Below are 21,988 nucleotides of genomic sequence, written 5' to 3' on the forward strand. Positions count from 1 at the left end.
CCCGCCGCCCCGGCCGGACGGGCCCGCTCCGGGCGAGCGGTCCGCCGCCGGTGACGGCAGGATGAGACCCAGGTAACCAGCGTCCGCTGGGGCCGATGCGTTACGTTGCTGATCCGTCTGGGTAGAAGGCGGGGCACGGCCGGTGAACGCCGAGGCGATCGCGGGACACGGCCGGAGCGGGAGGGTGCATGAGCTCGGCCCAGGTGGGCGAGGGCGAGCGGAACTCGTCGGGTCGGTCCGGCGACGGCTCACTCCCTCCGCAGCTCGCCGAGGCGTTCGCGGCCGGTGGCGAGATGGGCCGGAGGCTGGCCGGGTACGACTGGTCCCGCACCCCCCTCGGCACCCCCGACGCCTGGCCGGCGGCGCTGTGCCACGCGGTCAGCATGATGCTCGCCTCCCGCGCCCAGATCGCCATGTTCTGGGGTGCGGATCACCGGGCCTTCTACAACGACGCCTACCTGCCCACCATCGGCACCAAGCATCCGGGCGTCATCGGCCAGCCGGCCCGCGAGCACTGGACCGAGACCTGGGACGTGCTCGGCCCGGTGCTGGACGACGTGCTGCGCACCGGCGAGCCGTACCACGGTGAGGACCACCCCTTCGTCATCGACCGGCAGGGCTTCGTCGAGGAGGTCTATTTCGACGTCTCGTACGACCCGATCCGGGCGGCCGACGGGCGGGTCAACGGCGTCTTCTGCTTCGTGAACGAGACCACCGGCCGGGTGCTCGGCGAGCGCCGGCTCCGGGCGCTGGCCGAGCTGGGCTCCCGGCTCGGCGAGGCGCGCACCGTGGCGGAGGTGGGCCGGATCGCCGGCGAGGTGCTCGACGGGTACCGCGCCGACATCCCCTTCGCCCGCGTCCGGCTCTACGACGACACCGGTCAGCTCGCGCTGGCCGGGTGCAGCGGCACCGGCCCGGGGGGCGTCCCGGCCGAGGCGTCGCCCACGCTGCTCCGGGTCGCCGACGAGGGCGTCCCCGCCGAGATCGACGTGGCCGACCTGTTCGGCACGGTGCCGCCGGAGGCCGCCGACCGGGCCCTGGCGCTGTCGCTGACCGCCACCAACGAGCCCGCCGGGGTGCTGGTCGTCGGCGTCTCCCGGCGGCTGTTCCTCGGCGACGAGTACCGCAACTTCTTCGACCTGGTCGCCGCGCAGATCTCCCGGGCCGTCGGGCAGCAGCGGGCGTACGCCCAGGAGCGGGCCCGCGCCGCCGAGCTGGCCGCGCTCGACCGGGCGAAGACCAACTTCTTCGCCAACGTCAGCCACGAGTTCCGCACCCCGCTGACCCTCGTCCTCGGGCCGCTGGAGGAGATGCTCGCCGATCCGGCGCTGCCCCCGGCGTACACCGACCGGCTGACGATGATGCACCGCAACGCGCTGCGCCTGCTCAAGCTGGTCAACACGGTGCTCGACTTCTCCCGGCTGGAGTCCGGCCGGCTGGCCGCCCACTACCAGCCCACCGACCTGGCCGACTACACCACCCGGCTGGTGAGCACCTTCCGCTCCGCCGCCGCGCGGGCCGGGCTGAGCCTGGTGGTCGACTGCCCACCGCTGCCCGGGCCGGTCTTCGTCGACCGGGACATGTGGGAGAAGATCGTCCTCAACCTGGTGTCGAACGCGCTGAAGTTCACCTTCGACGGCGAGATCCGGGTGCGGATCCGGGCGGTCGACGGTGTCGCCCGGCTGGAGGTCAGCGACACCGGCGTCGGCATCGTGCCCGAGGAGCTGCCGCACATCTTCGAGCGGTTCCACCGGGTGCCCGGCGTGCGCTCGCGCACCCACGAGGGCACCGGGATCGGCCTGGCGCTGGTCCGCGAGCTGGTCGAGATGCACGGCGGCCGGGTGGTGGCGAGCAGCCGGGTGGACGAGGGCAGCACGTTCACGGTGACGATCCCGTTCGGCTCCGCGCACCTGCCCGCCGACCGGGTCGCCAGCGGCGCGCCGGCCCCGCTGGCCGAGCCGCAGCAGGCCCGGCTCTACGTCGCGGAGACCGCGATCTGGGGCGACGGCGGCGACGTCGCGCTCGCGCCGAAGCCGGACGACCGGGCGGTGACCGCGGGCACCGGCCGGATCCTGCTCGCCGACGACAACGCCGACCTGCGCGAACACGTCACCCGGCTGCTCGGCCCGTCGTACGAGGTGGTGGCGGTGCCCGACGGCGTGGCAGCGCTCGAACAGGCGATGGAGAGCTCCTTCGACCTGGTGCTGACCGACGTGATGATGCCCCGGCTGGACGGCTTCGGCCTGGTCACGGCGCTGCGGGCGAACCCGCGGACCCGGCACGTGCCGATCGTGCTGCTCTCCGCCCGGGCCGGCTCCGCCGAGGCGGTCGCCGGGCTCTCCGTCGGCGCCGACGACTACCTGACCAAGCCCTTCTCCGGGCAGGAGCTGATCGCCCGGGTCCGGGCCAACGTCGAGCTGGGCCAGCTGCGCGGTGAGATCATCCGCCGGCTCCGGGCGCTGGCCGACGCGGCGGTGGCGGTCAACACGGCCCGGTCCACCGCCGAGGTGGTGCAGGTCGCCGCCCGGCACGCGCTCAGCCTGGCCGAGGCGGCCCGGGTGCTCGTCACCACCGCCGGCGCCCGCCACGAGGTCGACGCCGGCGGGATGGTCGCGGCCGAGCCGTCGCACGTGCTGCCGCTGACCGGCATCGCCGGCGCGCAGCTCGGCGAGCTGCGGGTGTGGCACCGCGAGGGCAACGGCACCGAGCAGGCCGCGCTCACCGAACTGGCCCGCCTGGTCGGGGTACGCCTGGAGAACGCCCAGCTCTACGAGGCCGAGCACCGCATCGCCACCACCCTCCAGCACAGCCTGCTGCCCCGGACGCTGCCCCAGCTGCCCGGCGCGGTGGTGGCCAGCCGCTACCTGCCCGGCAGCGCCGACGTGGAGGTCGGCGGCGACTGGTACGACGTGATCGGGGTCGCCGACGACGAGGTCGTACTGGTCATCGGTGACGTGGTCGGCAAGGGCGTCCAGGCCGCCGCCGCGATGGGCCAGCTGCGCAACGGGCTGCGGGCGTACCTGCTGGAGGGCTACGACCCGGGGGAGTCGCTGACCCGGCTGAACCGGCTGGTCGGCTCGACCGAGCGCCAGTCCTTCGCCACCGTCGTGTGCCTCTGGTTCTCCCCGCGCACCGGCCGGCTGCGGTACGCCAGCGCCGGCCATCCGTCCCCCCTGCTGATCCGAGGAGACGACGTGGCGTTCCTGCACGAGGCGGCGCTCGGTCCGCCCATCGGCGCCATCGCCGGCACCACGTACCGCACCGTCGAGGGCGAACTGGCCCCCGGCGGCCGGCTGCTGCTCTACACCGACGGGCTGGTCGAGGACCGGCAGGTGGGCATCGACGAGGGGTTGGCCCAGCTCCGCCGGGACGCCGCCGTCCGGGGCGAGCACGTCGCCGACCTGGTCGACGCCGTGGTGGAGCGGGTCGCCGAGCGGACCCGGCACGACGACGTGGCGGTGCTGGCGCTGGAGGCCGTCGAGCTCAACCGGTTCGCGCTGCGGCTGCCGGCCGACCCGACCCGACTCAGCGTGCTGCGCAAGCGGCTGGAGGATTTCCTGGTCGCCCACCGGGTCGGCGAGACCGACGTGTTCGACCTGACCGTGGCGGTCTCCGAGGCCGCCGCGAACGCGATCGAGCACCCGGTGGCGCCCACCGACCCGACGATCAGCGTCGAGGTGACCATCGCCGACCGGACGGTGGTGGCGACGGTGCGCGACAGCGGCCAGTGGCGTGAGTCGACCGGGGCGGGCTTCCGCGGCCGGGGGCTGGCGCTGATCCAGGCGCTGGGCGAGCTGACGGTCAGCCGGGGCGCGGACGGGACGGAAGTGCGACTGACCCGGCGGCTGCGGGACTGAGCCCGGCCCCCGGGCGCCCGGCGCCGGTCAGTCCCGGCGCAACCAGTCCTGCTCGCCGAGGCCGGAGATCTCCAGCACCCGGGCGACCTGCCGGGACGGCAGCACGGCCAGCCGGCCGGGAACGCGCTGGGCGAGCTGGACGACGGCGTGGATGGCGGCCGAGTCGAAGAACGTCACGGCCCGCAGGTCCAGCGTGACCCGCGCGGCGGGCTCGCGCAGGGCGGCCTGGAGCATCGTGTCGGCGGTCGCCATGTCGACCTCGCCGGTCACCACGACGTGGAGGTGGTCTCCGTCGAGCTCCGCGCTCACGGCGAAGACGGGAGGTGCTCCTCCTTGATCCACGCAGTCACAATGGCACAGCCGTATGCGCTCGGCAACAACCGCCGCGGCCCGGCCGTGGCGGGGGTCACCGCGGGGCTCGGCGATAAGCTGTCGCCATGACCGTCCGTGCGCCGCTGACCCCAGGCACGCTCTCCCCGTGGCGAGCGGTTCCTGGCCACATCGTCCGTCCGGAGTACGTGGGCAAGAAGCGTCCGCAGGAGTGGCGTGGCTCGCACGTGCAGACCCCGGAGACCATCGAGAAGATGCGGGTCGCCGGTCGGCTCGCCGCCCAGGCGACCCAGCTCGCCGGCGAGCACTGCAAGCCGGGGGTGACTACCGACGAGATCGACCGGGTGGTGCACGAGTTCCTCGTCGACCACGGCGCCTACCCGTCGACCCTGGGCTACAAGGGCTTCCCGAAGTCCTGCTGCACCAGCCTCAACGAGGTGATCTGCCACGGCATCCCCGACTCGACCGTGCTCCAGGACGGCGACATCATCAACGTCGACGTCACCGCGTACCTAGACGGGGTGCACGGCGACACCGACGCGACGTTCTGCGTCGGGGAGGTCAGCGAGGAGGCCCGGCTGCTGGTCGAGCGCACCCACGAGGCGATGATGCGCGGGATCAAGGCGGTCAAGCCCGGCCGCCAGATCAACGTGATCGGCCGGGTCATCGAGTCGTACGCCAAGCGGTTCGGCTACGGCGTGGTGCGGGACTTCACCGGTCACGGCATCGGCGAGGCCTTCCACAGCGGCCTCTACGTGCCGCACTACGACAGCCCGCGCCCGACCGACATCATGGAACCGGGGATGACCTTCACCGTCGAGCCGATGATCACCCTCGGCACCTACCAGTACGACATGTGGGACGACGGCTGGACGGTGGTCACCAAGGACCGCAGGTGGACGGCCCAGTTCGAGCACACCATCGTCGTCACCGACGACGGTTTCGAGATCCTGACCCTGCCGTGACCGAGACCCCGGCCGCGTTGCGCGAGGCGCACCACGCGGACGTGTCCGGCGGCTGGCTGCGCCCGGCCGTCTTCGGCGCGATGGACGGGCTGGTCACCAACATCGCCCTGATCGCGGGCGTCGGCGGCGGTGGCGTCTCCCCGCGCAGCATCGTGCTCACCGGCACCGCCGGCCTGGTCGCCGGCGCCATCTCGATGGGGCTGGGGGAGTACACCAGCGTCCGCTCGGCCAACGAGCAGGTCGCCGCCGAGGTGGCCAAGGAGCGGCGCGAGCTGGAGCGGCACCCCGAGGCGGAGGCCCGCGAGCTGGCCGACGCGTGGGTCGCCCGGGGCCTGCCCCGCGACCTCGCCACCCAGGTCGCCGAGGCGGTCCGGCGTAACCCGGAGGAGGCGCTGCGGGTGCACGTCCGGGAGGAGCTGGGCGTCGACCCCGACGAGCAGCCCAGCCCCTGGTCGGCGGCGACCTCGTCGTTCCTCTGCTTCTCGGTCGGGGCGCTGGTGCCGCTGCTGACCTACCTGCTCGGGTTCACCAGCCTCTGGCTGGCGCTCGGCGTCGGCGCGGTGGGGCTCTTCGTGGCCGGGGCGATCGTGGCCCGGTTCACCAACCGCCCCTGGTGGACCGGCGGCCTACGTCAACTCCTGCTCGGCACCGCCGCCGCCGCGGCCACCTACCTCGTCGGCGCCCTCATCGGCATCCAGGGCGGCATTGGCTAACCCCTCCCGGCCCCTCCCAGGGGCGCACTTTCAGAGAAGGAGTGGCTATTCCGCGTCGGATAGCCACTCTTTCTCCGAAAGAGGGCGCACGGGAACACGGGCGGTGGGTGGGCGGGGCGGGGTGGTCAGGTGGTGAGCAGGTCGTCGACGGTGCCGTCGACCGGGCGGCCGCGGGCGGCCAGCTCGTCGGCCTGCCGGCGCAGCACCGTGCCCACCTCGGTCATGTCCGCGCCCGCCAGCCCGGTACGCCGGACCGCGTCACCGGGATCGCGGAAGTAGGTGCGGGTGAGCAGCCCGGTCACCGTGGCCGCCGCGAGCCGCGCCTCGCCGAGCATCAGCAGCGCCTGGTCGGTCTCGTACCACTCGGCGAGCCGGGCCGCCCGGGCGTGCGCCGCGCAGCCCCGGTACCAGGCCTGCCGGGCGGCGGTGCTGAACTCCGCCGGGCGGGCCCGGGCCAACCGGCCCAGGTGCTCGTCGCGCAGGGTGCGCAGCCAGCCGGTCGGGTCGTAGAGGGCGGTGGTGGTGACGTACCGGTCGGCGGTCAACGGCCAGAGCGCGGTCAGCGCCCGAGCCTGCCGCAGGTACTCCTCCGCGCCGGCCACGGTGAGGTCGACCAGCACGCCGTCCACCCGCCGGGTCGACGGCTCCGGGCCGACCCCGGCCCGGTAGGTGGCCAGCAGCAGCCCGACCTCACGGTCCCCGCCGCCGTCGTCGTCGCCGTGTGCCAGCGGGCCGTGCACGGCCACCGCCAGGATGTCCGCCGGGAACCGCCGCCGGGCCGCCTCGGCCACCCGCTCGGCGACCCGCCACCGTGGATCGTCGAGGTGTTCCTCGGCGCCGATCTCGGTGCTGCTGACGCCCACCGGGTACCACCTCCGTCACGGTCCGCGCACCGTCGGTACACCGCACCCTAGCCAGCGCCGGCCGCCGCGCCGGGCCGCCGCGCCCGGGTCAGTCCGGCGCGTCGCCGACCGGTCCGCCGGTCGGCACCAGCCGGAAGATCCGGATCTCCCGGTCGCCGGCCCGCTCGACGTACGTCCGGTACGCCGGCCACTCGGTGACCAGCAGCCGCCACAGCCGGTCCCGCTCGGCGCCGGTGGCCACCTCGGCGCGGACCGCGACCCGGCGCCCCTTCACGTCCACCTCGGCGTTCGGGTCGGCGAGCAGGTTCATCGCCCAGCCCGGCTGGTGCTGCTGCCCCCAGTTCGACCCGATCACCACGTACGCGTCGCCGTCCGGCACGTACAGCAGGGGGTTGCTGCGGGGCTTGCCGGAACGGCGGCCGGTGGTGGTGATGACCAGCGAGGGGATCAGCCCGAGCGCGACCACCCGGCCGCGGGTGAGCCGCCCGACCACCCGGTCGGCGGGGACGAGCAGGCGCATGGTGGCGCCGAACCACGCGTGGTGACCGAGTCGGCGGGTGAGGGTTCCCAGGACGGACACGCCGCCAGTCTGCCGGGTCGGCGGGCCCGACGACACCCCCGCCTAGTACAGCCGTCGCTCCACCGCCAGCCGGGACCGGGTGAACAGGCCCGCGCCGAGCATCGCCACCAGCGGCACCACCACCAGCACCCCGAGGGTCGGCCAGGGCACCACCACCGGGTACGGCGTCTCCATCGGCCAGGCCTCGGCGTACTGGCGGTTGACGGAGGTCAGGATGATCACCGCCGAGCCGAGGCCGGCCACGATGCCGAGCACCGAGCCGAGGCCGGCGATCACTCCGGCCTGGCAGAGGGAGAGCACCCGGCGTACCCCCGGACTGGCGCCGACCGCGGCGAGCGTCGACAGGTCCCGACGGCCCTCCGCCGCGGCGAGCCCGGTGGCCGTGCCGGCCGCGCCCAGGGTGATCACGCCGGCGCCGAGCGCCAGCAGGAGCAGCAGCGGTCGCTGGTCCGACGCCGGCGGCCCCGACTCCACCTCGACCAGCACCGGGACCAGCGACCGCAGCTCGGCGCCGAGACGCCGCTGCTGGGCGGCGCTCGGGGTGGCGTCGGTCTGCACCGCGTAGCCGAGGTGTTCGGCGGCCAGGCCGAGCCTCGTCGCCGTCGGGGCGGAGAGCACCAGCCGGTCGACCGGCAGGCCACCGCGCAGCACGTACCCGGGGGCGGCGACGGTGGTGCTCACCGGCGGACCGGGACCCTCGGACGCCCGGTCGGCCGTTACCGCCACCGTCCCGTCGACCAGGTAGCGCGGATCGGTCACCACCACTCCGCCGGCCCGCAGCACGGCTGACGCCCGCACCACCTCGTCCGGCGGGGCGTCGGTGAGCGCCGGCAGGGCGGCCCCGTCGTCCACCAGCACCGGCAGGTACGTCCCCTGTGGGCTCGGCGTCGGCCGTCGGCAGCGCGGGTCCGCCAGGGCGCGCTGCCGGGCGGCGGCCGACCGGAACACCTCCGCCTCGAACGGGCAGACCCGCTCGGGCGGCAGCATCGCGGTGACGGTGCAGTAGTCGTCGGGCTTGCGGGGCGCCGCACAGATCGGCACGTCGACCGCGCCGACCGAGCCGGCGGGGAGCAGGGCCCGCACCCGGTCGGCGACGGCGGGCACCGGCGGCAGGTCCGCCCCGTTCGCCGGCCCGGACCGCAGCAGCAGCACGTGACCGGGCGGGAGGCCGGGCTGCCAGTCGGCGCGGGTGCGGGCGTCGTCGCTGGCGACGTAGACGCCGAGGGCGACGCTGCCGGCGACCGCGGCCATCACCGCGGAGATGGCCGGACCCGCGGAGGAGCGGTTGCGGCTGGCGTCGCGCAGCGCGATCCGCGGCGCCAACGGCAGCGCCCGCCCGGCCCGGGCGAGCAGCCCGATCAGCGTGGGAGTGGCGAAGACCAGCCCCAACTCGCCGAGGGTCAGCCCGGCGAGGATCACCGTCGGCCCGCTCCGCTGCGCCCCGAACGCGGCGATCGCGGACCCGACGACGGTCAGCGCGGCGCCGAGCACGGGCCAGCGGCGGCGGTGCGGCGGAACGGTGCGCCGGCCGGCCAGGCCCGCCACCACGTCCTGCCGGGCCGCGGCCCAGGCCGGGGCGAGCGCGGCCAGCACCCCGGCCAGTACGGCCACCGCCGCGATCAGGGCCAGCGCCGCCGGGAAGACCCGGTAGCCGCCGCCGCGGGCACCGAAGAGGTACTGCTCGACCAGCGGCCGACCGGCGAACGCGGCGGCGATGCCGAGCGCGAGCCCGAGCGCCGCCCCGCCGGCGCCCAGCACCACCCCGTCGGCGAGCACGATCCGGCGCAGGTGGGCCGCGTCGCCGCCGGCCACCGCCACCAGGGCGAGGTCCCGGCGCCGCCGGCGCACGCCGACCGCGAAGGCCGGCCCGACCATCAGCACGACCTCCAGCAGGCCGAGCCCGCCGACCAGCACCACCGAGCCGGTCTCCTCGGCGTCGCCCGGGACCGGCGTACGGGTCAGGTCGGCCTCGACGACGGCCGCGCCGGGGACCGGTGTCCGCGCGCTGATGCTGATCCCGTGCGCGTTGAGCCGGTCGGTCAGCGTCGCGTCCACCGGTCCCGGCAGGTCGACCAGCCAGCTCTCCTCCGCCGCGCTCTCCGGCGGGGGCACCGCACCCGGGTGCAGCGCGACCACCTCGGTCAGGTCGTCGCGGAACTCCACCACGCCGACCACGGCGTAGCTCCGGGAGCCGTCGGCCAGGGTCACCCGCTCGCCCACCTCGGCTCCGAGGCGGCGCAACGCCCGGGCGCTGACCGCGATCTCGTCGGGGCCGGTGGGTGTCCGGCCGGCCCGCAGCCGGGCCGTCGACCGGGCGAGCGGGTCGGCCAGGTCGAGCGACCGGCCGTTGAAAGCCACCAGGTCGTCGTCGATGCGTACCTCGAACGGCACCCACCAGCGCACCCGGGCGACCCGGCTGCCGGCCGGCAGCAGCGCGACGACCTCCTCGGCGGTGACCCGGCGGCTGCGCGACGGGTCGTCCCCGATCGGGTAGGCGCTGTCGCCCCACGGGTCCTGCGCCACCGCGGTGTCGGCGATCCAGCGCAGCTCGGCGTCGGCGGCACCGAGCCGCTGCGCGGCGCGTTCACCGCGGGTGAGCGCGGACATGTCGTAGCTGACCGCGACGAAGGTCAGCGCCAGCACCGGCAGCGTGATCATCGCCAGCACCAGCGCGGTACGCCCGCGCGCCCGGCGCGCCTCCCGGCGGGCGATCCGCAGCGCGGCCCGCCACGACCCGACCGTCCCGGCGAAGCGCCCGTTGCCGCGCCGCACCGGAGACCGCCTCACCGACCGCTGCCGGAGAGCAGTTGCTCGACGCCGCCCAGCGGCGCGGTCGAGTCGACCATCACCCCGTCGCGCAGGAAGACCACCCGGTCGGCCCAGCCGGCGTGCCGGGCCTCGTGGGTGACCAGCACGCCGGCCGCCCCCGCGTCGACCCGGCGGCGCAGCAGGGCCAGCACCGCCTCCCCGGTCTGCGAGTCCAGCGCCCCGGTCGGCTCGTCGGCCAGCACCAGCCGGCGTTCGCCCACCAGTGCCCGGGCGATCGCCACCCGCTGCTGCTGGCCGCCGGACATCTGGTCGGGGAAGCGCCCGCCGAGCCCGGTCAGCCCCACCTCGTCCAGGGCGGCCAGCGCGGCCCGGCGCGCCGGCCGGACGCCGACGCCGTCGAGTTCGAGGGGGAGCGCCACGTTCTCCGCCGCGGTGAGGCTGCCGAGCAGGTTGAGGTCCTGGAAGACGTAACCGATCCGGCGGCGGCGCAGTCGGGCCAGCTCGCGGCGGTCGAGCGCGCCGAGGGACTGGCCCTCGACCCGCACCTCACCGGCGGTGGGACGGTCCAGCCCGCCGGCCAGGGTCAGCAGGGTCGACTTGCCGGAGCCGGAGGGGCCCATCACGGCGACCAGCTCGCCCGGCTCGACGGTGAGGCTCACCCCGCGCAGCGCGTGCACGGCGGCGGCGCCCCCGCCGTGGGTGCGGTGCACCTCCCGCAGTTCGAGCACCGGGCCGCCGGCGGCGCTCACCGCACGCCCGCCCGCTCGTGGTCGCCGTCGCTCATCGGCGGGCCTCCTCGTCGGTGTGCCACACCGCCCCGGGCCGCCCGGCGGGGCCCGTGGGCGGGGCCGGGCGGTACCGGACCAGGCTCGTCTCGCAGTGGTCCAGCCAGCGGATCTCCGCCTCGGCCTGGAACACCATCGCGTCCAGCACCAGCCGCCAGGGCAGGTCCTCCGGCCGGTCGCTGGCGAGCTTCAACCGGGTCAACTCCTGCAACGTGCGCATGGTCGCGCTGCGCTGGGTCTGCACCACCGACCGGACGTCGACGCCGGGGGTGGTCAGCGCCAGGGCCAGCTTGATGGAGAGTTCGTCCCGGGGCCGGTCGGCGCGGCTGATCGGGGTGGCGAACCAGAGCGCCAGGTCCGCCCGCCCGGCGTCGGTGATCTCGTACGGCCGCTGCCCGCCCTCGTGCTCCGGCAGCGAACGGACCAGGCCGTCGCGTTCCAGCCGGTTGAGCGTGGTGTAGACCTGCCCGATGTTCAGCGGCCAGGTCGAGCCCGTCGACTCCTCGAACGCGGCGCGCAGCTGGTAGCCGTACATCTGGCCACGCTCGAGCAGGGCGAGCAGGCCGTGACGGATGGACATGGCAACGGAGTATGCATACCTGGTATGCGCTCCGCAACCGGAGCGCGGGTCGGCACGCTCAGGTGGGCCGGCCGGGGAACGCCACGGTGACCGGCGACACCCCGGCGGTCCGCCGCCACCGGGTGGCGCGCACGGCGCAGTCGGTCAGCGCGTTCAACGCCCGGGTGCGGTCCGCGCCGGTGGTCACCGGCAGCGCCGCGCGCCAGAACGCCGCCGTCCGCTCCTCGATCTCCACCGCCAGCCGCAGCGCGGCGGCCCGGTCGGTGACGGGGAACGGCAGCGCGTAGCCGGCCCGGTCCGCCGGGACCTGGCCACCCCCGGCGCTGAGCTGGAGCACCAGCGCGTCGCGCCGGGCCCGGTGCGCCGCCTCGGCCGCCCGGGCGTCGCGGCGGGCGGCGTCGGTGAGGCGTACCCCGATCGGGCCGTACGCGAAGATCGCCGCGTACTCGGCGGCCAGCGCGTCCGCCAGCGCCTGGGCCGGGTCGGTGGGGGCCTGTCGCCGGGTCACCGCAGCACCTCCACGTGGGTGGCGCGGGCGGCGGCGATCGAGCCGAGCACGGCGGCCCGCTCCGCCGGGGCCGCCCCGCACGCCTTCGCGGCCGACTCCCGGCCGCGCTGTTCCGCCGTTCGCAGCTCGGCGAGCAGTCCGTCCCGGTCGGTCGCCGGCGGGGTGGCGCCGGCGGCGGGGGAGCCGGAGGGCGCGGGCGCGGGGCGCCCGATCAGCCGCTGGATCTCCTCGGCGTGCGCGGCGTGCGCGTCGGCGATCGGGGTGAGCCGGTCGGCCAGCGCCGGGTCGGCCGCGACGGCGGCCCGGTGCCGGGCGGCCAGCTCGCGTGACTCGGCGGCCAGCGGCTCCAACGGGTCCGGCGGCGGGGGCGGTTCGTTCCGGTCGAAAAGATCACAGCCAGTCAGCGGCAGGGTCGCGCCGCCGGCCGTCAGCAGTGCCCCCGCGCGCAGCAGCGCCCGCCGGGTTTGCCCCGGTCCACCGCGCTGCGTAGTCGTTCTTCCTGTCACCACCGGTCAAGTCAACACCATCTCCGCCGTCAGGTGGGCGACCGGCGTCGGTGCGCCGCCCGGCCCGGTACCCGACCGGCGCGTTACGCTCTGCGCAGCCACCGGCGCGTTCGCCCCGGTGGCGTGTGGGCATGCGGCCACCGGGCCGCCGCACAACAGGAGAAGGGTGCGCCAGATGACGCAGCGTGGCCGTGCCACCAGGCCGACGGGCCCGACGGGGCGACCCCGTCGTACCGACGGCCCCCGGGGCGGGGACCGTGCGGGCGCACCCCGGGGCGGTGACCTCGCCGCCCGGCGCAACCGGCTGCGCGAGGTGATCGAGCCCGTCGTGCAGGGCGCCGGGTACGACCTGGAGGACCTGTCGGTGTCCCGGGCCGGCCGGCGGCACGTCGTACGCGTGATCGTGGACGCCGACGGCGGGATCAACCTGGACGCCGTCGCGGACGTCTCCCGGGCGGTCTCGGCGGCGCTGGACGCGGCCGAGGAGGCCGGCGGCGACATCGTGGCGGGCGAGTACCAGCTGGAGGTCAGCTCACCCGGCGTGGACCGGCCGCTCACCCTGCCCCGGCACTGGCGGCGCAACGTGGGCCGGCTGGTCAAGGTGACCCTCCGGGCCGGCGCGGGCCTGCCCGGGCAGCGCGGCGAGCAGCCCGCCGGGGACCGTCAGGTCACCGGCCGGGTGGTGGCGGCCGACGACGAGCGCGTGGTGCTGGAGACCGATTCCGGCCGCGCCGAGCACCCGTACGCCGAGCTCGGCCCCGGCCGGGTGCAGGTCGAGTTCAGCCGCCTCGACGAGATCGACGAGGCCGGCGACGACACCGACGACATTGACGACATTGACGACATCGACGACGAAGATGATGTGGAGGACGAGGAGAGGTGAACATCGACCTCGCGGCGCTGCGCGCACTCGAGCGCGAGCGGGAGATCCCGTTCGACACGATCCTCGCGGCGATCGAGACCGCGCTGCTGACCGCCTACCGGCACACCGACGGGGCCGAGTCGCACGCCCGGGTGGAGATCGACCGCAAGACCGGGGCCGCCCTGGTCTACGCCCAGGAGGTCGACTCCGACGGCACCGTGGTGCGGGAGTGGGACGACACCCCGCACGACTTCGGGCGGATCGCCGCCATGACCGCCAAGCAGGTGATCCTCCAGCGGCTGCGGGAGGCCACCGACGAGGTGCACTTCGGCGAGTACGTCGGCCGTGAGGGCGACCTGGTCACCGGGGTGGTGCAGGCGCACGAGGCGCGGGTCGAGAAGGGCATCGTCAGCGTCGACCTGGGCAAGCTGGAGGGCGTCCTGCCGCAGTCCGAGCAGGTGCCCGGCGAGCGGTACGTCCACGGCGAGCGGATCCGCTGCGTCGTGGTGCACGTGGCCAAGGGGATGCGCGGCCCGCAGATCACCCTCTCCCGCTCGCACCCCGCGCTGGTCAAGAAGCTCTTCGCGCTGGAAGTGCCGGAGATCGCCGACGGCACCGTGGAGATCGGCGCGATCGCGCGTGAGGCAGGTCACCGTACGAAGATCGCGGTGCGCTCCACCACGCAGGGCGTGAACGCCAAGGGCGCCTGCATCGGCCCGATGGGCCAGCGGGTCCGCGCGGTGATGAGCGAGCTGCACGGTGAGAAGATCGACATCATCGACTGGTCGGACGACCCGGCGACCTTCGTCGGCAACGCGTTGTCGCCGGCCAAGGCGCTGCGGGTCGAGGTGGTCGACCTGGCCAGCCGGACCGCCCGGGTGACCGTGCCGGACTTCCAGCTCTCGCTGGCGATCGGGCGCGAGGGGCAGAATGCCCGGCTTGCCGCCCGACTGACCGGTTGGCGGATCGACATCCGGTCGGACGCGGAGCAGACCAGCCCGGCGGGACGGGGCGGAGCCGATCACGTGCCGGAGCCGGGCGGCGCGATCTCGAGCAGCTAGGGGTAGACTTCCTCCAGTGGTACGACGCGCGCAGCCGGAGCGCACCTGTGTGGGTTGCCGGAGACGTGCGCCGGCCAGCGAATTGCTGCGGTTCGTCGCGGTCGGCGACGAGGCTGGTCACAGCCTCCGGCCTGATCCGGCCCGCAGGCTGCCGGGTCGGGGAGCGCACATGCACCCGGATCCGGCCTGCTTCGCGCAGGCGGTGCGGCGGCGCGCCTTCGGGCGTGCGCTACGCATCACCGGGGTCCTCGACCACGGCGAGCTGGCGGAGCACGTCGATGCGCCAACCACTACGTCCGGTCAACCCGACCGGGCGAGGGTCGCTAGCAAGGTAGGACGACCGACATGAGCACACGATGAAGTCCCTGAAATGACCAGGCTTCAAGTGCACGAGTGAGGTTGTTGCGGGTACTGCCCGCACGACCTCGGAGTGAGGAGTGCAGTGGCAGGTAAGGCCCGCGTACACGAGCTGGCAAAAGAGCTCGGGGTCGAAAGCAAGACCGTTCTCGCCAAGCTGAAGGAAATGGGCGAGTTCGTGAAGTCCGCGTCCAGCACCGTCGAGGCGCCCGTCGCCCGACGGCTGCGTGGCGCATTCGTCGCGTCCGCCGGAGGCACCACGGCGCAGGCCGCCCCGTCGGCGGCCGCACCGACTCCGACCCCGACCCCGACGCCGTCCCCCGCCCCGGGCGCCCCCCGGGTGTCGGCCAAGCCGATGCCGCCCCGGCGGCCGGCCGCGCCGACCCCTGGGCCGAAGCCCAAGGGCCCCGTTCCCGGTCCGCCGCAGCCGGCGGCCCCGGTCGCCAAGCCGGCGAGCGCCCACGACATCGAGGTGGCGGCCGCCGAGGCGCGTGCCGCCGCGCTGAAGGCTGAGCAGGAGGCCGCGGTCAAGGCCGCGCAGGCCGCCCGCCAGCAGCAGCGTGAGAACGTCCGACGGGAGCCCCCGACCGAGGGTGGTCCCCGTCCGGGTCCCCGCCCGGGTCCCAACGCCGTGCCCCCGCGTCCGGGTACCCCGGCCGCCGGTCGTCCCGGCGCGCCGACCCCGGGTCCGGGTGCCCGTCCGGGCGGTCGTCCGCCGGCGCGCGGCGCCGGTAACAACCCGTTCGGTATCCAGGGCGGCCAGCAGCGGCCGCCGGCCGCCGGTGGCCCCCGGCCCAGCCCGGCGGGCATGCCGCCGCGGCCGAGCCCGGCCTCCATGCCGCCGCGGCCCAGCCCGGCCTCCATGCCGAGCCAGCGTCCCACCACCGGTCGCCCCGGCGGCCCCGGTGGCGGTCGTGGCGGCCCCGGTGGCGGCGCAGGTCGTCCCGGCGGCGGCGCCGGCGGTGGCTTCCGCGGTGGTCCCGGTGGCGGTGGCGCCGGCGGTGGCTTCCGTGGTGGTCCCGGTGCCGGCGGCGGTGGCGGTGGCTTCCGTGGCGGTCCCGGTGGCGGCGGCGGTGCTCCGGGCGGCGGTTTCCGTCCGGGTGCCCCGGCCGGCGGCGGTGGTCGTCCCGGTGGCGGCGGTCGTGGCCGTGGCGGCGGTGCCGCGGGTGCCTTCGGGCGTCCGGGTGGCCGGCCGACCCGCGGTCGCAAGTCCAAGAAGCAGCGCAGACAGGAGTTCGACAACCTGTCGGCCCCGACCATGAGCTCGGGTGCCCCCCGGGGTCAGGGTCAGGTCGTCCGGCTCTCCCGTGGCGCCTCGCTGTCGGACTTCGCCGACAAGATCAACGCCAACCCGGGTTCGCTGGTCCAGGAGATGTTCAACCTGGGCGAGATGGTCACGGCGACCCAGTCCTGCTCTGACGAGACCCTGCTGCTGCTGGGTGAGCACCTCGGTTTCGATGTGCAGATCGTCAGCCCGGAGGACGAGGACCGCGAGCTGCTCGCGCAGTTCAACATCGACCTCGACGCCGTGGTCGCCGAGGAGCGCCTGGTCAGCCGTGCGCCGGTCGTGACCGTCATGGGTCACGTCGATCACGGTAAGACCAAGCTGCTCGACGCGATCCGCAAGGCGAACGTCGTGGCCGGCGAGGCGGGTGGCATCACCCAGCACATCGGCGCGTACCAGGTCCACGTCCCGCACGAGGGCGAGGACCGCGCGGTGACCTTCATCGACACCCCGGGTCACGAGGCGTTCACCGCCATGCGTGCCCGTGGTGCCCAGGTGACGGACATCGTGGTGCTGGTGGTGGCGGCCGACGACGGCGTGATGCCGCAGACCATCGAGGCGCTCAACCACGCCAAGGCGGCGGATGTGCCGATCGTGGTCGCGGTCAACAAGGTCGACAAGCCCGAGGCCAACCCGGACAAGGTCCGCCAGCAGCTGACCGAGTACGGGCTGGTCGCCGAGGAGTACGGCGGCGAGACCATGTTCGTCAACGTGGCGGCGAAGCCGGGCATCGGCATCGACGACCTGCTCGAGGCGGTCCTGCTGACCGCCGACGCGTCGCTGGAGCTGACCGCTCCGATCGACGGGCCGGCGCAGGGTGTGGCCATCGAGGCGCACCTGGACAAGGGCCGCGGTGCGGTGGCGACGGTGCTGGTGCAGAAGGGCACCCTGCGGGCGGGCGACTCCATCGTCGCCGGCGGGGCGCACGGCCGGGTTCGGGCGATGCTCGACGAGAACGGCAACCAGGTCGCCGAGGCAGGACCGGCCCGTCCGGTGCTCGTCCTCGGTCTGACCGCGGTGCCGGGCGCCGGCGACACCTTCCTCGCGGCGGCCGACGACCGTACGGTGCGGCAGATCGCCGAGCAGCGGCAGGCACGGCGGCGGGCGGCGTCCTTCGCCAACTCCCGCGGTCGGGCCACCCTCGAGACGCTCATGGAGCAGCTCAAGGAGGGCGAGAAGACCTCGCTCAACCTGGTGCTCAAGGGCGACGTCTCCGGTTCCGTGGAGGCCCTCGAGGACGCGCTGTTCAACCTCGACATCCCGGAGGAGGTCCAGCTCAGGATCATCCACCGGGGCGTGGGCGCGATCACCGAGAGCGACGTCATGCTCGCGAGCGCCTCGTCCGAGGCGGTCACGATCATCGGCTTCAACGTGCGGGCCGCCAACAAGGTCCGCGAGATCGCCGACCGCGAGGGCGTGGAGATCCGGTACTACACGGTCATCTACCAGGCCATCGAGGAGATCGACGCCGCGCTCAAGGGTCTGCTCAAGCCGGAGTACGAGGAGGTCGAGCTGGGCAGCGCGGAGATCCGCGACGTCTTCCGCTCGTCCAAGATCGGCAACATCTCCGGTTGTATCGTCCGGTCCGGCATCATCCGCCGCAACGCCAAGGCGCGGGTGCTGCGGGACGGGGCGGTCGTGGCGGACAACCTCACGATCAGCTCTCTCAAGCGGTTCAAGGACGACGCGACGGAGGTCCGCGAGGGCTTCGAGTGTGGTCTGACGCTGGGCGGTTTCAACAACGTCCAGGTCGGCGACATCATCGAGACCTTCGAGATGCGGGAGAAGCCGCGCGCCTGATCCGGTGCTGACACAGTGATCAAGGGGTTTACGCCGTCCGGCGTAAACCCCTTGATCATGTCCGGGGATGTCCGTATCGTCCGAAGCGATGTACACGGGAACCGCGGTCTTCGACCTGCTGCTGCCGGGCGACTCACGCTCGCTCAAGGCCAAGAGATCATATGTACGCCCCATCGTGGCGGCGCTGCGCCGTTTCGAGGTGTCGGCCGCCGAGGTGGGCGCGCTCGACCTGCACGGCCGGGCCGAGATCGGCGTGGCCGTGGTGGCCGCCGAGGCGGCCCACGTGCGCGAGGTGCTCGACTCCTGTGAGCGCCTGGTGGCCGGGCGCCCCGAGGCCGAACTGCTGTCGGTGCGCCGCCGGTTGCACGGCGAGGACGACTGACGCCGGGGTGGCCGGCGCCACCGGCGGTGCCGCGCGACCGGCCCGGCCGCGCGGGTAGTGTTCGACATGTTGGGCGGTCGGTCCCGGCGGTGCCCTGCGCCGTCGTGCCGGCCGGGAGCAGAACGCCCTGGAGGTGGGGGACATGACGGATCCGGCCAAGGTACGCCGGCACGCGGAGCGCATTCGCGAACTGGTCGCGTCGGTGGTGCGGAGCCAGATCAAGGACCCCCGGCTCGGGATGATCACCATCACCGACGCCCGGATCACCGCCGACCTGCGCGACGCCACCGTCTTCTACACGGTGCTCGGTGACGCGGCCGCCCAGGCCAGCACCGCCGCCGCCCTGGAGAGCGCCAAGGGCATGCTGCGCAGCACCGTCGGCAAGGCGCTCGGGCTGCGCCACTCGCCGACCCTGACCTTCGTCCTCGACGACGTGCAGGACCAGGTCAAGCACATCGACGACCTGCTCGCCGCGGCCCGCCAGTCCGACGCCGAGGTGCAGCGGCTGGCGGCCCAGGCCAAGTACGCGGGCGAGGCCCAGCCGTACCGGATCGACGAGGACGAGGACGAGGACGCCGAGGGCGGCCAGGACGACGACGAGGGCACCCCGTCGGCCACGGATCGGCGGTGAGCGGCACCCCGGGCGCGGCCGGCGATCTGCTCACCGGGCCGGCCCGCACCGGCCCGGACGAGTCCGACTGGGCCGCCGCCGTCGCGGCGGTACGCCGGCTGCCGGCCGACGCCCGGGTGCTGCTGATCTGTCACGTCAACCCGGACGGCGACGCGCTGGGCAGCATGCTCGGCTTCGGGCTCGGGCTGCGCCGGCTCGGCGTACGGCACCTCCAGGCGACCTTCCCCGGGCCGCCCGAGGTGCCCGAGCCGTTCCGCTGGCTGCCGGGGCTCGACCTGCTGGTGCCGTCGACCGGGGCGTACCCCGATCCGGACCTGGTGGTCTGCTTCGACGCGGCGAGCGAGTCCCGGCTGGGTGAGCTGGTCGACCGCCTCGACACCGCCGGCAACGCGCTGGTCCTCGACCACCACGCCTCCAACACCCGGTTCGGCCGGGTGCACCTGGTCGATCCGGCGGCCGCGGCCACCTCGGTCGTCGTCGACGAGCTGCTCACCCGGCTCGACGTGCCGCTGGACGCGGAAATCGCCCAGTGCCTCTACGTCGCGCTGACCACCGACACCGGGTCGTTCCGGTTCGAGGCCACCACCCCCGCCGTACACCAGCTCGCGGCCCGGCTGCTGGCCACCGGCATCCGCCCGGGGGACATCTCGCGCCAGGTCTTCGACACCCGGCCGTTCGGCGCCGTCCAGCTCTTCGGCGAGGTGCTGGGCCGGGCCCGCCTGGAGCCGTCGGCCGCCGCCGGCCACGGACTGGTCTGGACGCACGCGACCCAGGACGACCTGGCCCGGCACGACCAGCGCCCGTACGTGCTGGAGGCGCTGATCGACTCCGTGCGGTGCACCGCCGAGGCCGACGTGGCGTGCGTGCTCAAGCAGGTCGGCCCGGCCGAGTGGGCCGTGTCGATGCGCAGCAAGGGCGCGGTGGACGTGAGCGCCGTGGCGGTGGCGCTGGGCGGCGGCGGCCACCGGTTCGCCGCCGGGTTCACCGGTGCGGGCAGCGCCGAGGACGTGGTGCGCTCCATCCGGGCCGAGCTGGATGGCGCGCTGATCGCCCGCTGATCTCCGCGCGCCCCGAAGTGTGTTGGTCTTCCCGCGCTGTGTGAGCGCGGGGAGAATCGGAGGATGGAGCAGCCCCCCGAGCTCACCGTCGACCTGCCGCGCGCCTGGGACCGTCCGGTGGTCACGGTGCCGGTGCTGGCCTGCCTCTCCCTGGTCGGTGGGCAGCTGCCGTCCTTCTCGACCCAGGCCAACCTGTGGACCCTGGGCACCGGCGGCGCGCTGATCTGGCTCGGTCTGGGCAACCGGGTGCCCCGCCGGCCGGCGCCGCGCCGGCTCGGGCGGGGCGCGCTCTGGTGGGTGCTGCCGGCGGCCGTCTTCGGCGTCCTCGAGGCCGCCACCTTCGTGCTGTCGGTCGGTAACGAGTTCCCCACCTTCTCCCGGCTCGCGGACCCGCTGCTCACCGACGAGCTGGTCCGCTCCGCCGCGTGGTTCGGCTGGCTGGCCGCGTTCTGGGGGCTGGTCCGGCGATGATGCGCACGCTGGCCGTCACCGGCTTCCTGACCGCCCTGCTGCTCTTCGCCGCCGTCGAGTGGGCCTCCCGCCGTCCGGGCTCCCGGGTGCCGTCGCTCGGCGACGTCTGCGCGTACGTGATGCGGTACGAGGTCGGGCCGGTCCCGGTGGGCCGGATCGGCGTGTTCGGCTTCTGGTGGTGGCTGGGTTGGCACTTCCTGGCCCGGTGAGCGTCCCGGCCGCGATCTCGCCCAAATGGCGGGAACTGTGGGCAGCATGTGGAACTGAACGTTAATTTGGGAAACGACCGGGCGCCGCGTCGCGACGCAGGTCGTGGGCGGTGGTGCCACACCCGGCGCCGCCTCCCTCCAGGGTCAGACCGACCCGGGCTCACGCTGCCAGGCGAGCCGCTCCGGTGATCCCGGACCGCCGCTGGGCGCTCAGCAGAACCGCCCGTAGGGCCGCCGTCCCCGGTGGTCCGCACCCTGGAAGGGAACTCCCATGCCGACCAAGCCCAAGCCCGAGACCACCGACGAGGCGCGCGAGCAGATGCGGCGCGCCCTGCAGACCTCGATGGACACCCGTCAGTGACGCTGCCCGACCGGCGGTGACGCCGACGTCCCGCGTCGCCGACGTCACCGCCTCTCGGCCCTGTTCGCCGGCCCGGCGCCACCACCTGGCCCCCTTGCCGGTACCGCCCTGCTAGCGCTGTCGGGTCCGCCCGGCGCCTGGCCCGCCTGCGCGGCTCGTCCTGTCGAGTCCGCCCGGCGCCTGGCCAGCCCTGCCCGGCTCGCCCACTCGGCCCCGCCCGGTCCTGCCGGAGTCGCCCGACCCTGTCGGAGTCGCCCGGCCCTGTCGGACGCCCGGCCCGGCTCGACCCTGTCGGGTTCACCCGGTCTGTCTTGCCCGGCCCTGCCCGATCGCCCGCCGCGCGGCGAAGCCCGGAGCATCCCGCATCCGAGCGGTCGGGGTCCCCGCCGTCCGACCCCTGACCGGTACCGTCGCCCGGTGCGTCGCATCCTGATCGTCGGCAGTTCGGGTGCCGGCAAGAGCACCCTCGCCCGGGCGGTCGCCCGCCGGCTCGACCTGCCGCTGATCCACCTCGACCGGCACTACTGGCGACCCGGCTGGATCCCCGCCGCCGACGCGGCCTTCCGCGCCCAGGTCGCCGCGCTCGCCGCCGGCGAGCGCTGGGTGATGGACGGCAACTACGGCGCCACCCTCGATCTCCGCCTGCCCCGCGCCGACCTGCTGGTGCTGGTCGACCTGCCCTGGCCGCTCTGCCTCGCCCGGGTCGTCCGCCGCCGCTGGGACCGCCGCGCCGCCGACCGCCCCGACCTGCCCGCCGGCTGCCCCGAACGGCTCGACCTGGGCTTCCTGCGCTACATCTGGCGCTATCCCGGCCGGTCCCGGCCCCGGGTCTTCGCCGCGGTCGCCGCCCACGCACCGGAATTGCCGGTCGTCCGGCTGCACAGCCGCCGCCAGGTCCGCCGCTGGCTCGACACCCTCTCTTCCCGCTGAACCACCCGCGCCCGTGTCGCGGTCTTCCGGAGCGGGGGACACCCCGACACGCCGCATCTGGAGTGGATCACCTGGCGCCTAGGCGTAAGCGCTGATAGGTCTTGCGATCCTTACCGCCCTCGTGC

21 protein-coding genes are annotated in these 21,988 nt (G+C 74.7%); 13 read left to right on the forward strand and 8 right to left on the reverse strand.

Translation table 11 applies throughout. The annotated features are described in order from the left end of the window. Positions 1 to 188: 188 nt before the first annotated feature. Positions 189 to 3,857 (forward strand): SpoIIE family protein phosphatase, encoded by a 3,669-nt coding sequence (locus ACTWM8_RS07660; protein WP_446213197.1) that lies wholly within the window; start codon positions 189 to 191, stop codon positions 3,855 to 3,857. A gap of 27 nt (positions 3,858 to 3,884) precedes the next feature. Here ACTWM8_RS07660 and ACTWM8_RS07665 read toward each other — a convergent pair whose 3' ends face one another. Next, the gene (locus ACTWM8_RS07665; RefSeq protein WP_446213198.1) at positions 3,885 to 4,199 is read right to left on the reverse strand and encodes an STAS domain-containing protein; all 315 of its coding nucleotides are present in this window, start codon (positions 4,197 to 4,199) and stop codon (positions 3,885 to 3,887) included. Between the two features lie 95 nt (positions 4,200 to 4,294). Between ACTWM8_RS07665 and map the strand changes: the two genes are divergently transcribed. Continuing rightward, entirely contained in the window at positions 4,295 to 5,152 is an 858-nt protein-coding gene (map, locus tag ACTWM8_RS07670; RefSeq protein ID WP_346535881.1) for a type I methionyl aminopeptidase, read from the forward strand. Then, positions 5,149 to 5,865: a VIT1/CCC1 transporter family protein gene (locus ACTWM8_RS07675; RefSeq protein WP_446213199.1), complete on the forward strand. Its 717-nt coding sequence runs from the start codon at positions 5,149 to 5,151 to the stop codon at positions 5,863 to 5,865. The genes map and ACTWM8_RS07675 overlap by 4 nt, the downstream gene beginning before the upstream one ends. A 125-nt stretch (positions 5,866 to 5,990) precedes the next feature. Here ACTWM8_RS07675 and ACTWM8_RS07680 read toward each other — a convergent pair whose 3' ends face one another. From ACTWM8_RS07680 to ACTWM8_RS07710, 7 genes are all read right to left on the reverse strand, one after another. After that, entirely contained in the window at positions 5,991 to 6,728 is a 738-nt protein-coding gene (locus tag ACTWM8_RS07680) for a nucleotidyltransferase domain-containing protein (protein WP_446213200.1), read from the reverse strand. An 88-nt stretch (positions 6,729 to 6,816) separates the two neighbouring features. Continuing rightward, the gene (locus ACTWM8_RS07685; protein ID WP_446213201.1) at positions 6,817 to 7,308 is read right to left on the reverse strand and encodes a nitroreductase family deazaflavin-dependent oxidoreductase; all 492 of its coding nucleotides are present in this window, start codon (positions 7,306 to 7,308) and stop codon (positions 6,817 to 6,819) included. Positions 7,309 to 7,350: 42 nt separating this feature from the next. Then, a complete protein-coding gene (locus ACTWM8_RS07690) occupies positions 7,351 to 10,095 on the reverse strand; it encodes an FtsX-like permease family protein (protein WP_446213202.1) in 2,745 nt (914 codons plus the stop codon). Next, a complete protein-coding gene (locus ACTWM8_RS07695; protein ID WP_446213203.1) occupies positions 10,092 to 10,826 on the reverse strand; it encodes an ABC transporter ATP-binding protein in 735 nt (244 codons plus the stop codon). The genes ACTWM8_RS07690 and ACTWM8_RS07695 overlap by 4 nt, the downstream gene beginning before the upstream one ends. A 31-nt stretch (positions 10,827 to 10,857) precedes the next feature. Next, the gene (locus tag ACTWM8_RS07700; protein ID WP_446213204.1) at positions 10,858 to 11,442 is read right to left on the reverse strand and encodes a PadR family transcriptional regulator; all 585 of its coding nucleotides are present in this window, start codon (positions 11,440 to 11,442) and stop codon (positions 10,858 to 10,860) included. 58 nt (positions 11,443 to 11,500) lie between these two features. After that, a complete protein-coding gene (locus tag ACTWM8_RS07705) occupies positions 11,501 to 11,950 on the reverse strand; it encodes a ferritin-like domain-containing protein (protein WP_446213205.1) in 450 nt (149 codons plus the stop codon). Continuing rightward, positions 11,947 to 12,402, reverse strand: coding sequence for a hypothetical protein (locus ACTWM8_RS07710; RefSeq protein ID WP_446214491.1), 456 nt, complete (start codon positions 12,400 to 12,402; stop codon positions 11,947 to 11,949). The genes ACTWM8_RS07705 and ACTWM8_RS07710 overlap by 4 nt, the downstream gene beginning before the upstream one ends. 229 nt (positions 12,403 to 12,631) lie before the next feature. Here ACTWM8_RS07710 and rimP point away from each other — a divergent pair, with 229 nt between their 5' ends. From rimP to ACTWM8_RS07760, 10 genes are all read left to right on the forward strand, one after another. Beyond that, positions 12,632 to 13,339: a ribosome maturation factor RimP gene (gene rimP, locus ACTWM8_RS07715; protein ID WP_446213206.1), complete on the forward strand. Its 708-nt coding sequence runs from the start codon at positions 12,632 to 12,634 to the stop codon at positions 13,337 to 13,339. Beyond that, the gene (gene nusA, locus ACTWM8_RS07720) at positions 13,336 to 14,379 is read left to right on the forward strand and encodes a transcription termination factor NusA (protein ID WP_446213207.1); all 1,044 of its coding nucleotides are present in this window, start codon (positions 13,336 to 13,338) and stop codon (positions 14,377 to 14,379) included. The genes rimP and nusA overlap by 4 nt, the downstream gene beginning before the upstream one ends. A gap of 16 nt (positions 14,380 to 14,395) precedes the next feature. Then, on the forward strand, positions 14,396 to 14,728 hold the full coding sequence (locus ACTWM8_RS07725; protein WP_154942758.1) for a YlxR family protein: 333 nt from the start codon (positions 14,396 to 14,398) through the stop codon (positions 14,726 to 14,728). A gap of 93 nt (positions 14,729 to 14,821) precedes the next feature. Next, the gene (infB, locus tag ACTWM8_RS07730; RefSeq protein ID WP_446213208.1) at positions 14,822 to 17,821 is read left to right on the forward strand and encodes a translation initiation factor IF-2; all 3,000 of its coding nucleotides are present in this window, start codon (positions 14,822 to 14,824) and stop codon (positions 17,819 to 17,821) included. Positions 17,822 to 17,909: 88 nt separating this feature from the next. Beyond that, positions 17,910 to 18,203: a DUF503 domain-containing protein gene (locus ACTWM8_RS07735; RefSeq protein WP_088963418.1), complete on the forward strand. Its 294-nt coding sequence runs from the start codon at positions 17,910 to 17,912 to the stop codon at positions 18,201 to 18,203. Positions 18,204 to 18,345: 142 nt separating this feature from the next. Continuing rightward, positions 18,346 to 18,834 carry a 30S ribosome-binding factor RbfA gene (gene rbfA, locus ACTWM8_RS07740; protein ID WP_446213209.1) on the forward strand — a complete coding sequence of 163 codons (489 nt, stop codon included), beginning with the start codon at positions 18,346 to 18,348 and terminating at the stop codon, positions 18,832 to 18,834. 26 nt (positions 18,835 to 18,860) lie between these two features. Beyond that, entirely contained in the window at positions 18,861 to 19,892 is a 1,032-nt protein-coding gene (locus tag ACTWM8_RS07745) for a DHH family phosphoesterase (protein ID WP_446214492.1), read from the forward strand. A 63-nt stretch (positions 19,893 to 19,955) separates the two neighbouring features. After that, positions 19,956 to 20,363 (forward strand): hypothetical protein, encoded by a 408-nt coding sequence (locus tag ACTWM8_RS07750; RefSeq protein WP_280836491.1) that lies wholly within the window; start codon positions 19,956 to 19,958, stop codon positions 20,361 to 20,363. Next, the gene (locus ACTWM8_RS07755; protein ID WP_179806287.1) at positions 20,363 to 20,572 is read left to right on the forward strand and encodes a DUF6186 family protein; all 210 of its coding nucleotides are present in this window, start codon (positions 20,363 to 20,365) and stop codon (positions 20,570 to 20,572) included. Before ACTWM8_RS07750 ends, ACTWM8_RS07755 begins: the two co-directional genes overlap by 1 nt. A gap of 778 nt (positions 20,573 to 21,350) precedes the next feature. Beyond that, the gene (locus tag ACTWM8_RS07760) at positions 21,351 to 21,863 is read left to right on the forward strand and encodes an AAA family ATPase (RefSeq protein ID WP_446213210.1); all 513 of its coding nucleotides are present in this window, start codon (positions 21,351 to 21,353) and stop codon (positions 21,861 to 21,863) included. The last annotated feature ends 125 nt before the right edge of the window (positions 21,864 to 21,988 follow it).

The sequence above is a fragment of the Micromonospora sp. IBSANI012 genome, from assembly GCF_052814045.1.